The organism is Roseimaritima multifibrata (assembly GCF_007741495.1).
Classification (GTDB): Bacteria; Planctomycetota; Planctomycetia; order Pirellulales; family Pirellulaceae; genus Roseimaritima; species Roseimaritima multifibrata.
This window is the reverse complement of sequence record NZ_CP036262.1, coordinates 3,811,064-3,825,480: the sequence shown is the minus strand read 5'-3', so window position 1 is coordinate 3,825,480 and position 14,417 is coordinate 3,811,064. Positions and strand designations below refer to the sequence as shown.

7 protein-coding genes are annotated in these 14,417 nt (G+C 55.5%); 5 read left to right on the top strand and 2 right to left on the bottom strand.

The genetic code is table 11. The annotated features are described in order from the left end of the window. Positions 1-7 precede the first annotated feature (7 nt). From FF011L_RS13830 to argJ, 5 genes are all read left to right on the top strand, one after another. Entirely contained in the window at positions 8-3,202 is a 3,195-nt protein-coding gene (locus FF011L_RS13830) for a PSD1 and planctomycete cytochrome C domain-containing protein (RefSeq protein WP_246109404.1), read from the top strand. A 59-nt stretch (positions 3,203-3,261) separates the two neighbouring features. Then, positions 3,262-4,671, top strand: coding sequence for a DUF1501 domain-containing protein (locus FF011L_RS13825; RefSeq protein ID WP_145355343.1), 1,410 nt, complete (start codon positions 3,262-3,264; stop codon positions 4,669-4,671). 171 nt (positions 4,672-4,842) lie between these two features. Continuing rightward, positions 4,843-8,883, top strand: a complete 4,041-nt coding sequence (locus FF011L_RS13820; RefSeq protein WP_145352208.1) for an FHA domain-containing protein — start codon at positions 4,843-4,845, stop codon at positions 8,881-8,883. A 330-nt stretch (positions 8,884-9,213) separates the two neighbouring features. Beyond that, positions 9,214-10,497, top strand: coding sequence for a 6-phosphofructokinase (locus FF011L_RS13815; RefSeq protein ID WP_145352207.1), 1,284 nt, complete (start codon positions 9,214-9,216; stop codon positions 10,495-10,497). A gap of 1 nt (position 10,498) precedes the next feature. Beyond that, the gene (argJ, locus tag FF011L_RS13810; protein ID WP_145352206.1) at positions 10,499-11,698 is read left to right on the top strand and encodes a bifunctional glutamate N-acetyltransferase/amino-acid acetyltransferase ArgJ; all 1,200 of its coding nucleotides are present in this window, start codon (positions 10,499-10,501) and stop codon (positions 11,696-11,698) included. Positions 11,699-12,498: 800 nt separating this feature from the next. Here the strand turns inward: argJ and hisA are convergent. Together hisA and nadA are read right to left on the bottom strand one after the other, a co-directional pair. Continuing rightward, a complete protein-coding gene (gene hisA, locus FF011L_RS13805) occupies positions 12,499-13,224 on the bottom strand; it encodes a 1-(5-phosphoribosyl)-5-[(5-phosphoribosylamino)methylideneamino]imidazole-4-carboxamide isomerase (RefSeq protein WP_145352205.1) in 726 nt (241 codons plus the stop codon). A 41-nt stretch (positions 13,225-13,265) separates the two neighbouring features. Continuing rightward, positions 13,266-14,405: a quinolinate synthase NadA gene (gene nadA, locus FF011L_RS13800; RefSeq protein WP_145352204.1), complete on the bottom strand. Its 1,140-nt coding sequence runs from the start codon at positions 14,403-14,405 to the stop codon at positions 13,266-13,268. Positions 14,406-14,417 lie beyond the last annotated feature (12 nt).

Below are 14,417 nucleotides of genomic sequence, written 5' to 3'. Positions count from 1 at the left end.
CTTTTGAGTGCCTGCTCTGCCCATGTTGTTCCAGCTCAGGTTGTTTGATGGCCTTGCCCAGGTTTTGCTGATATCGATGCAGCGGTTTTTTCTGCTTGGAAAAATAGGCTTGCTGGGGGCCTTCTTGTGCTTAAATGCTAGCGGGTTGTTGGGGGGGAAGGCTGTTGTTGCTGATGATGCGTTCTCCGCTGAACAGTTGGCTTTTTTTGAGACGAATGTTCGGCCTCTGTTTGCGGAACATTGCTACGGCTGCCATAGCGTTGATGCCAAGAAAATTCAGGCCGGCTTGCTGATGGATAGCCGAAGCGGCCTGTTGGAGGGGGGCGATTCGGGGGCCGCTATGGTGCCTGGTGATGCGGAGGCGAGCCTGCTGGTCGAGGCAGTGCACTATGAATCCTATGAGATGCCTCCCAAAGGAAAACTGAACGACAAAGAAATTGCCTCGCTGGAAAAGTGGGTTCAGATGGGAGCCCCTTGGCCGGATGAGCCGGAACCGACGGCGACTGCGGGGAGTAGCCCCGAAGCATTTGATATCGATAAACGTAAAGCGGCCCACTGGGCGTGGCAATCGATCGTGGAGCATCCGGTGCCTGTGACGGAGCGGAAGGACTGGGCTCGCTCGGATATCGATCGATTCGTGTTGGCGAAGTTGGAATCGGAACAGCTCGCTCCGGCTGCGGACATCGATCGGGCAGGTCTGGTGCGACGGTTGTACTTCGATCTGACGGGATTGCCTCCAGCACCCGAACAAGTTCAAGAATTGCTCGCCGATGAAGACCCCGAAGCGATCTCCAAACTGGTCGATCAGTTGCTCGATTCACCTCACTTTGGGGAACGATGGGGACGCCATTGGTTGGACTTGGTGCGGTATGCGGAATCGCGCGGGCATGAATTTGATGCGGACACGCGGAACGCCTATCAGTATCGCGACTACGTGATCCGCGGTCTAAATGCGGATGTCCCCTACGACCAATGGGTGCGTGAACATGTCGCGGGCGATTTACTGACCAGCCCTCGATTGAATCCGGAAGAAGGTTTTAACGAATCGATCTTGGGAACCGGGTTTTGGTTTCTGGGTGAATGGGTCCATTCCCCGGTTGATATTCGCAAAGACGAATCCGATCGTTTTGACAACATGATCGATGTGATGTCGAAGTCTTTCTTGGGAGTAACGGTCGCATGCGCAAGATGCCACGACCACAAATTCGACCCGATCTCGACGGCGGACTACTACTCGCTGTGCGGTTTTTTGCAAAGTAGCGATTACCAGCAGGTACGATTTGAATCGTTGGCATCGAACCGCCAGGTTGCGGCAGAACTCGCTGAACTGGATCAGCGTTTCCGCGCTCAGATTGAGGAGGCTTTGGCGAAGTCGCCTGTCGGTGCGAAACGACCTCAGGCCGACGGAAACGTTCCCCAGACGCTAGTCGATTCAGAGGAGATCGAGTTTTGGTATTCAGGTTCCGGCGCGGTTCCATGGATCCAGGATGGATTTCTGTTTGGCGCGGCACCACAGGATGCGGGACAACTGTTCCTGGATCGGTCGGATGGTAACGCCAAGCTTGCCGTTGCTGGCGAATCCGCCGCTGTCACGGATGCCTTCTGGCAAGGGCTTAAGGGGATTTCCGAATCAGGGATCAATCGGCGAGGCCGCGTCGATAGTTTGCCACGGAGCGGACGGACGTTGCGGTCGCCGACGTTTGTTGTCAAAGACGGAACAGTCAGTTGCTTGGTAGAAGGGGAAGGGACGGTTGTTGTCGTCGTCGATTCGCACCGTTTGGTTGAGGGGCCGCTGCATGGCGAAACGATCGCGGAAATAAAGCCGGATCAACGTTGGGTGAATTTGAATTTGAAACGCTACGTTGGCCATCGCGTTCACTTGGAATGGTCGCCGAAGAAAGAACGGGCACTGAAAGTTGTGATGGTCGCTCAGGCGGCTTCGGAGGAATGGAAGAACGCGACAAAGCAGCAGTTAGATTCTGTTAAGCAGGCTTGGGCGGGTTATGAGAATGCGATTCGTGAGTCTCTGCAAAATGAGCAATCGGCGGCCGCAGATGCAGCCATTGGTTCGTTGGTTAGCGAATGGGCGAAACAGCGGGATGCTTTGCAAAAGAAGGTGATTCGTACGTCTCGGCTGGCAATGGCGATGCGTGATGGGACCGGGGAAGATGACGTGATCCTGGTGCGAGGGAGTAGTGATAACCCGGGCCCTGTTGAACCAAGGCATTTCCTGACTGCGATCTCGGGCGATTCCCCGCTGCCGTTGCAGACAGAAAGTGGCAGGCTGGAACTGGCCGCGGAGATCAACTCGGATCAAAACCCGCTGACGCACCGGGTGATTGTGAACCGTATCTGGCACCATCTGATCGGCCGCGGGATTGTCCCCACAACGGATGACTTTGGTTTTCTTGGCGAGCGTCCAACGCACCCTGAATTGCTCGATTACCTTGCGCTCGAATTTCGCCGCGAAGGACTTTCCATCAAGAATATGATCCGCGCCATTGTGCTGTCTCGGACTTATCAAATGTCAAGTGAAGCGGACCCGCTTGCACTGGAACAGGATCCGACAAATCAGTGGTTTCATTATCTCCCCCCGAAACGATTGGAGGGGGAAGCGATTCGCGATTCGTTGTTGTCGATTGCCGGTCGGTTGGACCCGACGATGTACGGCGAACCAGTTCCGATTCATCTAACCAATTTTATGGATGGGCGAGGGAGGCCTGGCACCAACGGCCCGCTGGATGGGGCTGGACGTCGCTCGATCTATGTCGCGGTTCGACGTAATTTTCTTTCTCCATTTATGTTGGCCTTTGATACTCCGGTCCCTTTCAGTTCCATGGGGCGGCGGAATGTTTCGAACGTGCCGTCACAGGCTTTGATTTTGATGAATGATCCGTTTGTTGTGCAGCAAGCCGGTGAGTGGGCGAAGCGTCTGCTTGCCGATTCGGTGGAACAATCGGTCGCTGAAAACGTGTCCGGAACGGACGCTGCGAAATCCGATCAGGAGGTCGCAGTTGAGCGTGTGGAGCGGATGGTTTGGATGGCCTACGGACGTCCTGCCTCCGGCGTTGAACTGGCAAATTTGACGGCGTTTGTTCAATCGCAAGCGAAAGAGCGTGCGGTAGGGATGGATGACCATGGGGTGTGGACCGATGTCGCCCACGCGCTGATCAACACCAAGGAGTTTATTTTCCTGCGATGAATAATCAAAACAAATTTCCCTGTGGCCGTTATCAATCGGGACCACTCTCGCGGCGTGAAATGTTGACGCGCTGTGGTAGTGGATTTGGGGCTGTTGCGTTGGCCGCTTTGGCTCGGGATAAAGCCTACGCCGAAACTTTGGCAATCCCCTCTGACGCTCAAACGCAGTTGGGGGGCATCGCAGGGCATGGGACTCACTTTCCCGCCAAGGCCGATCACGTCATCTTTTTGTATATGGATGGTGGGCCGTCCCAGGTCGATACGTTTGACCCGAAACCGGCACTCGATCGGTTTAATGGGCAAAACCCTGGCAGCTTGTTCAACGTTGAACCGACTCAGTTCAATAACAATGGGAATGTGTTGGCAAGCCCATGGAAATTTAAAAAGTATGGTGATTCAGGGATTCCCGTAAGCGATCTTTTTCCGCATGTCGCAAAGCACGCCGATGAGTTGTGCGTCGTTCGATCGATGGTTTCAGAGTTTCCTGAACATACGTTTGCCAACTATTTTTTGCATACTGGCAGTGGGCTGCAGGGACGCCCGAGTATGGGAGCTTGGGTTAACTATGGATTGGGAAGCGAATGCAAGGACCTGCCCGGGTTCGTAGCCATGAATGGCGGCTTGATCCCGCCAGGAGGATTGGACTGTTTCGGGAGTGGATTCCTGCCGGCAAGCTATCAGGGATCGGTCTTTAAACCGTCGGGATCGGCGGTCGCCAACATCAACCCGACGGAATCGACTGCGGGACGGCAGCAAACCAAGCTGGATCTGGTGCGGCAGTTGGATCAAAACGCCCTGCCCCGTTTCGGAGGCCATGACAGTGTTGAATCGGCGATTCGAAACTACGAATTGGCTTACCAGATGCAGATGGCCGTTCCCGATCTAATGTCGTTGGCGGACGAACCGGAATCGATTCGTCAGTTGTATGGGCTGGACGCAAAGTACGAGCAAACGAGGATCTATGCAGCGGAGTGCCTGTTGGCACGGCGTTTGGTCGAACGAGGTGTCCGGTTTATCGAATTGACTTGCCCGAATGTTGGTGCAGACCGCTGGGACCAGCACAGCAACCTGAAGAAGGGGCACGCCAATAACGCGTTGGCAGTCGACCAGCCGATCGCAGGCCTGCTTGCCGACCTCAAACAACGCGGCTTGCTTGAGCGGACGCTGGTCGTATGGGCCGGTGAGTTCGGTCGGACTCCGTTTGCCCAAGGGAAAAATGGACGAGACCACAATCCGTTTGGTTTTACCATCTGGATGGCGGGAGGCGGAGTGAAGCCGGGAACGATTTATGGGGCAACGGATGAATTTGGTTACAAGGCGATTGAAAACCGGGTTGAAATTCACGACTTGCACGCCACCATGCTCCACTTGTTGGGCGTTGACCATACGCGGTCGACTTACCGATTTGGCGGGCGAGATATGCGGCTGACCGACGTCAAAGGGCACGTCCTAAACGAGATTGTCGCTTAGCTAGCATTGTCGTTGCAGGCCGTTCTTCCCTTTCTTTGCGACGATTTTGCCTCGCGGGTCTTTTTTGCCTAACCCCACCGACGGGAGATGGCCGAAGTTCTTGATGAGACTACGCAGGTAACGCGAGGAGACATTTCGTCGGCCGCCAGTGCAGGGAAGAGCAAAGTGAGCATGGATCAAGAACACGAAGGGACCGCCACACTTGCAAAAAGTGAGTCCTTGGAGTTTCGTGTCTCCCGCCCGGGAACCCCAAATCGGCGGATGCGTCTGTCGGGTACCCGGTATACGTTCGGCAACGGTGCGGGATGTGCGATCCGGTTGGAAGATCCGACTTTGCGTGAACTGCACGCTGTTCTATTGCGCAGTCAAGGCCGGTCCATCATTCGTGCCTACTCTGTTCCGGTTGAGCTGAATGGAAGGCTGACCAGCGAAGCGGAATTGCAGACTGGCGATGTCGTTCGGATGGGAGTCTATCACTTCGAACTTCTGGGGGATGTTGGCGGCAGTCGAGGAGACGCTGTACCCGCGGATGAGCAGCCGTCGGCCGTTGCGAACCGCAATGCGTCCGACACACCTGTCGAGCATAAATCGTCGACACGTCTCTCTTTCGCTGATGGAATTCGATTTGCCGGTCGCGAAACATCGGCTTTTTCAGGTAGGACAGAGGACGGAGACGCTGAACAGGAGCGAGCAGAGCAGGAGCGAGCTGAACAGGAGCGAGCAGAGCAGGAGCGAGCTGAACAGGAACGTGCTGAGCAGGAACGTGCTGAGCAGGAACGTGCTGAGCAGGAACGTGCTGAGCAGGAACGTGCTGAGCAGGAACGTGCTGAGCAGGAACGTGCTGAGCAGGAACGTGCTGAGCAGCGGCAGGCTGACAGTCGAAAAGCTGAGCAGGAACGTAACGAACAGGAACGTGCCGCGCAGCAGGCTGCCAACCGAAAAGCTGAAGAGGAGCGTGCCGAGCTGAAGCGAACGTTGCAGGCGAACGAGGCAGCTAGTCGTGCACAAGTGGCCGCTGCGAAAGAACTGTGGGAGGGTGAGCGAGTTCAGATGGAACTTCGCCACGAAAAACAGTTGGCGGAAGTCATGCGGCGATTCGAGGATGCACAGCAGCAAGGTGTGCAAACCAGTTCGGCGATCACTGCAATGCAGCAGCAGTTGATGGATGTCACGGAGCATCTGCAGACCGTCACCGCTACGTCACAGGCACGGGCGCAGGAACGCGATTCCTTTGCGTCGCAAGTCGACGTGCTGAAGGTCGAACGCGAAGAAATTCAAGAGGAAAAAGAGAAGGCTTTGTCGGCAGCCGAGGTGGCAAATCGCGACCTCGCAACGGCTCGTCAGCACAATGCGGAACTGCTGCGGGAACATGCCGAAGCGATCGCCAGCGTCGAAAGCCTCACCCGTCGTTGTGATGCGGTTACCGAACAACTTGAAAAATCAAACCAAGCCTGCCGCGATTTCGCCAGCCAACGCGATCGTCTGACCGCCGAATTGAAGCAGGTGGTCGAAGAACGCGATCAAGCACAGACGACGGTTTCCGAGCAAGCGGATCAGCTGAATTCTCAGGCCGCACTGATCGACCAGTTGCGAACTCAAATCGATGATTTGCAGCAATCGGTCGAGCAGGCAGGGCGTGAAGCAGAAGAGTTGCGTGAACAGTGCCAGAAGGCATTTCAGTCGGTCGAGCGTTTGGAAGGACTGGTCCAACAATCCGATTCAGCGCGTCAGACCGATCGTGAAAGTTGGGAACAAGAAGCCGCCGAGCTTCGCGATAACGTGCAGCGGGTTAGTCAGGATTTGGCCGTTGCAGTCGCCAATCTGACCGACAGCAACGCCACCGCGGAAGCTTTGAATCAGGATTTGCAGGAAACTAAGCGGGCACTGTTGGAAGCCGAACAGAACCTGGAGCAGGCGGAACAGACGCTGGAAACACGTCCAACGCCGGACGAAATCGAAACGATCCGTCAGCGTTTGGAAACGACCGAGCAGCAACTTCTGCAGCTTCGCGAAGAATACGATCGAGTCGACCAGGTGATCGATCGTGAAAACGCCGAAAAGGATGCGTCGATCGAGAAGATGGCGTTGGAAGCTGCGAGAGAAGAGTCGCCTGCTGCTGATTCGGGTAGCGGCTTCCATCATGACGAGCAAGGGTTGGATTTCGATTCGCTTAATAGCGGGTGGCCAACCTACGACAAAGTCCAAACCCCAGAGACGCAGGAACGGCAAGAGCCTGCTGATTCGGACTCCTCCGCAATCGCCGAACTCGGTTCAGGCTTTTCGGCCGCTGCATTAGAAGCCGATTCGACCGTCGAAGACGAATCTTTTGGAGACGTCCTCGGTCCCGACGCGTCGCAGGCAGTTGTTGGTTCGGATGATGAAGGCGATGTTGCTGACTCATTCGGCGATGCCCACTTGGGACAATCGCATTTAGGTGATGATGAATCGTCTGCCTGGGAAGCGATAAACCAGGAAGAAGCGGAGCCAGTTGTTGGTCAAATCTATGACGCCGATCCTATCGATTCCGCATCGTTAGAGGGCAGCGATGATAGTGTTGAGTGGTCGGATGAAACCGACGACCAGAATGATCTTTCGAATGCTTCACCGTTTGCGGTTTCGGATAGTCGTGAAGAAGAAGTTCGGGCCGAAGATCTAGGTCCATCGGAAGATTTGGTGCAGGCCGAAGACGAAGCGGCGAGCGAGTTGGCTGAAAACCCATGGGCCTCCTTTAGTGAGCCCAGCGAGGAAACGACCAGCGAGGAAATAACGGACGATCAAGTCGTTGAGGGTGAACTCGGAACCGACGCCCAAGAGATCGACCAGCAGGATGGGTTTGCCTCGTTCGCGGGATCGGAATCTCCATTTGGACACACGGAACAGTCGGATCAATCCGACGATCCAGGCGAGTTGGGAATTGGAAACGGTCCTTGGGGGCATGCGGCCGCGGATCCGATTCAGGACGAAGCGAATTCGAGTGCCGACGAATCCGATTCCGACGAAGATCAAGACTTCGCTTCGATCATGGCGAATATCGAGGGAATGGATCCTTGGGATTCCGCCACGGAAGATGATTCAAATTCAGTCTCCGATTCGGGTGTGGAAGCAGGAGGTTTGGCAAGCCAGTTGTTGAGGGAAATTGAATCGGGTGACGCAGACGAATCCCCCGAAGCCGAATTGGATGCAGGGCAATCCGGTTGGGAATCGTATTCGGCGTTTGACGATACGAATGCGACTCATCTTGCCGACGAAGATTCGATGAATTCGATTGTCGGTCGCGGTTCGGGCATTTCCGATTTGGGGGATGGCGACGAAGTTTCTTCCGAACCAGCAGACGCTTACTCCAGCGAAGATTATGCAAGTAACGACCATGCCAGTGCTGACAGCGGATTGTCGTCTCTAGATTCCTTGGATGAGGGCAGGAGTCTGGAGTCGGATTCATCTGGGATGGACGAGGACGATTCTTATGAGGCTTATAAGAAACGTTTGGAGTCCGAATCGGCTGAGGAAGCTTCCGACAAACCAGCGACTGTGGCGCCCGCGGTTCAGCCCACGCCGGCTAGCAGTGGTGCTCCGGAATCGGCAGAGATGGTTGATGACGATTCGATCGAAGCCTACATGAACCGTTTGTTGCAACGCGTTCAGGGACGTGGGGATTCGAATGAAGGTGGAGCACCAGCGGTCGTGGCGGCTCCTGTTGCTGCGGTTAAAAGCGTGGCGGCTGAAGAGATGGAAGCGTTGACCGCGGAACTTGCAAAAGATGATACGCCTCTTGATCCCGACTCGCCCTACATCCCTCGCTCTCAGGCTCCCGAGCGAACGAGCAATCTGGCGGCGATGCGTGAGCTTGCAAACGTTTCGGCTCGAGACGCGATTCAACGTAGCGTTCGGCAACAGATTCATTCGAATGTGATTCGAAAGTTCGCAATGGCCGCTGGCGGATTTGTTGGCGGCATGATCTTTTTAGTCGTCAGTCGCTTTGGATTGAACTGGCAATTGATGGCTTCGGGCTGCCTGTTTTTGTTAGCCGGTTTTTGGATTTGGGAAGCGATCCGAGTCCACTCTGGGTTGCAATTGGAACTTCGGAATGCTCGTCAGACGGCTGAACTGGAGAACCTGAAAGCTCGATCCGACAAGCGTGAAGGGGATGATCTTCAGCAGGCCCTGACAGCTATTGAAGACGATGAACCGTCTTCACCAGCTTCCGTCAGCTAATCGGCCCGCTTGATAACATGCCGGTATTCGTTGTGAGGTTTCCTGCCTCCATCGGAAGGGCCGGCGTATTGCGACTGGAAACGACGTGTGCGTTTCCAATTCTGGTACGGCCGAAAACTGGTGTTCCCAGTTCGTCAAGGTGCCATGCCGCGGTAGGTCTCCGGGAACCCGTCTAGGATTTTTCCGTTGACCCTCTAAAATTTGCTCCAATGCAGTATCGTCTGTCGGATCCGTTTTCTGCTTTTCTACGGGAATCCCAAGGGAAAGAGGCAAAACGGCCACGGCTGATCTGGTTTAACTTGAGAATACAAAATAAGGGTTTTGAGAATTATGGCAGACAAACACAATCTAGATATTCGACGAGTCGCCATTCTTTTCGCAGGCGGGCCGGCACCAGGAGCCAATGCGGTTATCTCGACCGCAGCGTTCTCGTTTCTAGAGGAAGGTGCTCAGGTTTTTGGCATCAAGCACGGTTACAGTCGCTTGGCCGAGTACACCGCTGCGGGGCCTTTGCAAGAGGGAGCGGATTACCTGCGATTTACCCACGAAACACTGACCCATTCGCGGACCAGTCGTGGAATTATGATCGGCACGGCCCGTACCAACCCCGGGAAACACGTTAGCAGTCCCGAACATCTTGAAGATCCCGAATTGGTTGCACCGCTTCGCCGCGTCTACGAAGGGCTTTGCTCTTTGGAAGTCGATGCACTGATTTCGATCGGCGGAGACGACACGCTGAAAACGGCTAACAAACTGAAATTGTTCCAGGACAATTTGCCTGAATCGGCTCGCCGGTTCCCAATCGTTCACCTGCCAAAAACCATCGATAACGATTACACGGGAATCGATTTCACGTTCGGTTATTTCACCGCGGTCGAAACCCTCGCCGAAGAAATTCGCAATCTTAACTTTGACGCTTCGGCAGGCCGGTCGTACTTCATCTGTGAAGCGATGGGACGTAGTGCCGGTTGGTTGGCATACGGTGCTGCGATCGCTGGTGAAGCAAGCATGGTATTAAGCGTCGAAGACGTTACCGGAGCGTTGGCCAAAGAAGAAGTCGTCAACGCCGAAACCGGCGAAACTCGTAAAGTCATGGCTATGGATCGTGTTATCGATCGTATGGTCGACATGATGCTGGCCCGTGAACGTGAAGGTCGTGAATATGGCACAATCGTGATCGCTGAAGGGTTGGCAGAATTCCTGCCTTCCACTCACCTGGATGGTATCGATCGCGACGACCACGGTCATATCAATATCTCTTCCCTAAACCTTGGGCAGATGATTGCGGCGTTGCTTTCCAAACGATACACCGAACGAACCGGTCGGAACCGCAAGGTCAACGGTTTGCAGATGGGGTACGAATCACGTTGTGCACCTCCGATCGCGTTTGACGTGATCCTTGGAGCCCAGTTGGGAGTCGGAGCTTACCGTGCTTTGGTTGAAGAAAAATTGAACGGGGTGATGGTTTCGGTGGAACGGCAGTTCGATCTGAAGTTCGTTCCGTTTACCGAATTGATCGATCCTCAGACATTGGTCACCAAAGTTCGCTTTATTGATCCGAAGAGTGACTTCCATCGATTGGCTCGATTCCTCGAAACCTGTGTTGATAGCTGAGATGAGTACCGCGGTACAAGCAGATGATTTGCCGACTGGCTATCGATATGCCGGGGTGACCTGTGGCATTAAGAAGAGCGGTCGTCCCGATCTTGCATTGATTGTTTCGGATCGTCCGGCGGTCGCCGCAGCGGTTTACACAACCAACCAAGTGGTGGCCGCACCGGTGGTCCTCAGTCGCTCGCGGACGCCTTCGGCGAACGTGCGTGCGGTTGTGATTAACAGTGGTAACGCCAACGCTTGTACCGGCGAACAAGGAGATCGCGACGCGGCTCAGATGACCCAGTGGGCCGCCGATGCGATCGACGCTGACGTTCAATCGGTACTCGTCATGAGTACCGGGATTATCGGGCATCCGATGCCGATGGCAAAGATTCAAAGCGGAGTCACCGCAGCTGGGGACGTGCTGAGTCACGGCGCGGACGGTTTTCAGGCCGCCGCCGACGCGATTCTGACGACGGACCAAGGGCGGAAAGTTGCCGCGGTCGATTTTAAGATCGGGACGCATCGTTATCGGATCGTCGGAATGGCGAAGGGAGCGGGAATGATCGCTCCCAACATGGCTACCATGTTGGCGACGATCACCACCGATGCACCGTTGACGACCGCGGATGCCCAGCAGTCGCTTTCGGTCGCCTGCGACCGGAGTTTCAATCGAGTCAGCGTCGACGGGCACACCAGCACAAACGATACGGTCGTTTTGTTGGCAGCCAACGAAGCAGAGACTTTGTCCGGTGACGACTTCGCTGCATTTCAAGCCGCATTGGAATCCCTTTGTATTCAGCTGGCCAAGCAGTTGCCTGCTGACGGCGAAGGAGCGTTGCGGATCATGCACTTAAGCGTTCGCGGAGCCCAATCGACGGACGACGCGGAACAGATTGCTCGAGTCGTCTGTGCAAGTCCGCTGGTCAAAACAGCGATCACCGGTGGCGATCCGAATTGGGGACGAATCGTTTCAGCCGCTGGATACGCGGGTCCTAAAATTGAAGTGAACAAAACCTGTTTAAGCATCCTCGGGCAAGCCGTTTTTGAAGCCGGCCAACCTCTGAAATTCGATGCTGCGGCGCTCAGCAAAGCGATGAAAGATTCCAAGTCGGTCAAGCTTGATCTGACCGTCGGGAGTGGCTCCGGCGAAGCCGAATTTTGGGCAAGCGATTTGACCAATGCTTACGTCGATTTCAATTCGCTGTATACGACGTAAGCGGTACGCGATTTTCGCAGCATCGAGGTTTTCGCGGTGCCTGCGCATGTGGCGGAGAAATGGTCGCTTTGCAGACCGATACGGCATTGGTGAATGTCAGTCGAGATTCGGGGCGGATTCTTTCGTGTCGCGTCTACATAGGTCCGCGTGAACAGGTAGCCCGGAGGGCGGCAGATACTTGCCGGCGGTGCGAACCGCCGGAGTGGGTAACGTGAAAAGGAAAGCCCAGCGGGCGACAGAAAACCACCGTTGTCTGTCGCCCGCTGGGCTTTCATGCGCTCACACGCTTGGTTTCCGTTGGCTTACGCCAACGGCAAGTATCTGCCGCCCTCCGGGCTCAAAGCACTGCACTAAGGACGTTTTTTCGCGGTGTGAACCTAAACGGCTCCTGACCCCTTTCCTTCGGCGCGGTGCCTGCGCATGTTGCGGAGAAATGGTCGCGCTGCAGACCGACACGGCATTGGTGAATGTCAGTCGAGATCCGGGGTGGATTCTTTCGCGTCGTGTCTACATGGGGCCGAGTGAACAGGTAGCCCGGAGGGCGGCAGATACTTGCCGGCGGTGCGAGCCGCCGGAGTGGGGATTGCGAAAAGGAAAGCCCAGCGGGCGACAGAAAACCACCATTGTCTGTCGCCCGCTGGGCTTTCGTGGGCACGCACGCTAGGTTTCCGTTGGCTTACGACAACGGCAAGTATCTGCCGCCCTCCGGGCTATAAAAGTTCCTGCGCTAGATTGCGGGCTCACTGCAGATGCTTTGTTTTGCAGGTAGCCTTACTCGCATGTCCATACGACTGGTGCGATTAATCGTTGGCTAGTTCTAGAACGGCTGCCAGATCGAGGTGCCCGTCGTAGAGGGCTCTGCCGATGATGGCTGCTGGCATTTCTGCGTCTACCAAAGCTTGGACATCGGCCATGGTGGTCACTCCGCCACTGGCTACCAACGGGATGTCGGTTGCGTTCGCCATTTCGATCAGCCCCTCAAGGTTAGGACCTTGCAGCATGCCGTCTTTGGCGATGTCGGTATAGATAACCGCCGCGATATTCTGGGTGCGTGCGCGGAGGTCCTGGGCTAGCGTGATCGCGGGGGTGGAACTTGTTTCCAGCCAACCGTCGGTTGCGACCATTCCGTTGCGTGCGTCGATACCGGCAGCCAGTTTCCCCGGATGGGCATCGCACATTTCGGCGAACCAAGCGGGCTGCTTTAGAGCTGCACTGCCGACCACCAGACGGGCCAATCCCAACGCTAGTAGCGTTTCGATCGTATCCTCGTCTCGGACGCCACCGCCTAATTGGCAAGGGACGTCGATCGATTCGATGATGGAGCGGACGGCCGCCAAATTTTGGGAGGGATCGTCGCCTCGAGCTGCATCCAGGTCGACCAAGTGGAGACGTTTTGCTCCCGCATCGACCCATTGTTTGGCGATCGCGGCTGGATCGTCTCCGAATACAGTCTCTCGGTCGTAGTCGCCCTGTTGCAGTCGCACGCAGCGGCCGCGACGCAGGTCAATTGCTGGCCAGATTTCCACAGTCGCTTTCCATGTTAAATGAACGATCGAAAGCGAACAGGTTACTTGACGGCAAGCATCCGTTCCAGGGCCACTAGACTCCAGGCACTCGTATCGTCATCGACTGAGATAACATTGACCGGATGCCCGTCGCGGAGATTTTCCAGGCACCAAGCCAAGTGGGCTAGGTCGATTCGGTACATCGTGGCACACATGCAAAGCACCGGCGAGAGAAAATGAATCTCCTGTTCCGGATGCTCCGCCTTCAGGCGATTGACCAGATGCAATTCAGTACCAATCGCCCATTTCGTTCCCGCGGGGCTGGATTTCACCGCTTGGATGATCGCCCCGGTGCTTCCCGATATGTCGGCCAAATCGTTGACTTCGCGCGGGCATTCGGGGTGCACCAAGATTTGAATACCAGGATGTTGCTCCCGAAATTGATGAACATGTTCTGGGCGGAACATCTGGTGGACGCTGCAGTGCCCTTTCCAGAGGATGACTCGGCTATTTTCGAGGGCGGATTCGGTGATCCCACCAAGTTCCATCGCGTACGGATCCCAAACCGGCATCTGCTCGACATCGATTCCCATTTTCAGGGCAGTGTTTCGTCCGAGGTGTTGATCCGGGAAAAAGAAGACTCGCTTGCCTCGTTCAAAAGCCCATTCCAGAACCGCTTTGGCATTGCTGCTTGTGCAAACAATTCCGCCGTTCCGCCCGCAAAATGCTTTTAGGCTGGCGGCGCTGTTGATGTAGGTTACCGGGATGACTTCGCTGGTGTCGATCACTTCGCCCATGTCTTCCCAGGCGGCGTCGACCTGATTGATCGCGGCCATGTCAGCCATCGAGCAGCCCGCTGCCAGGTCAGGCAGGATCACAGGGACACGGCGTTGGTCGCGACTCTTCAAACGTTCTGGACGATTGGCCAGGATGTCGGCTGTTTCGGCCATAAAGTGAACGCCGCAAAATACAATTTGCTCGCATTTTTCACTGGCAGACGCCATTTGGCTTAGCTGATAACTGTCGCCCCGGAGGTCGCAGTGTGCGATCACTTCGTCCTGCTGATAGTGGTGCCCCAAAATCAACAGTCGCTCTCCCAATTCCTTGCGTACCGCTTCGATTCGGTCGCGAAGCGTGTCATTTTCTAACGACTTGTAGGGGGCAAGCGGGTGTAGGGTATCCGAATCGGCAACCGTACTCACAAACTATCTCCG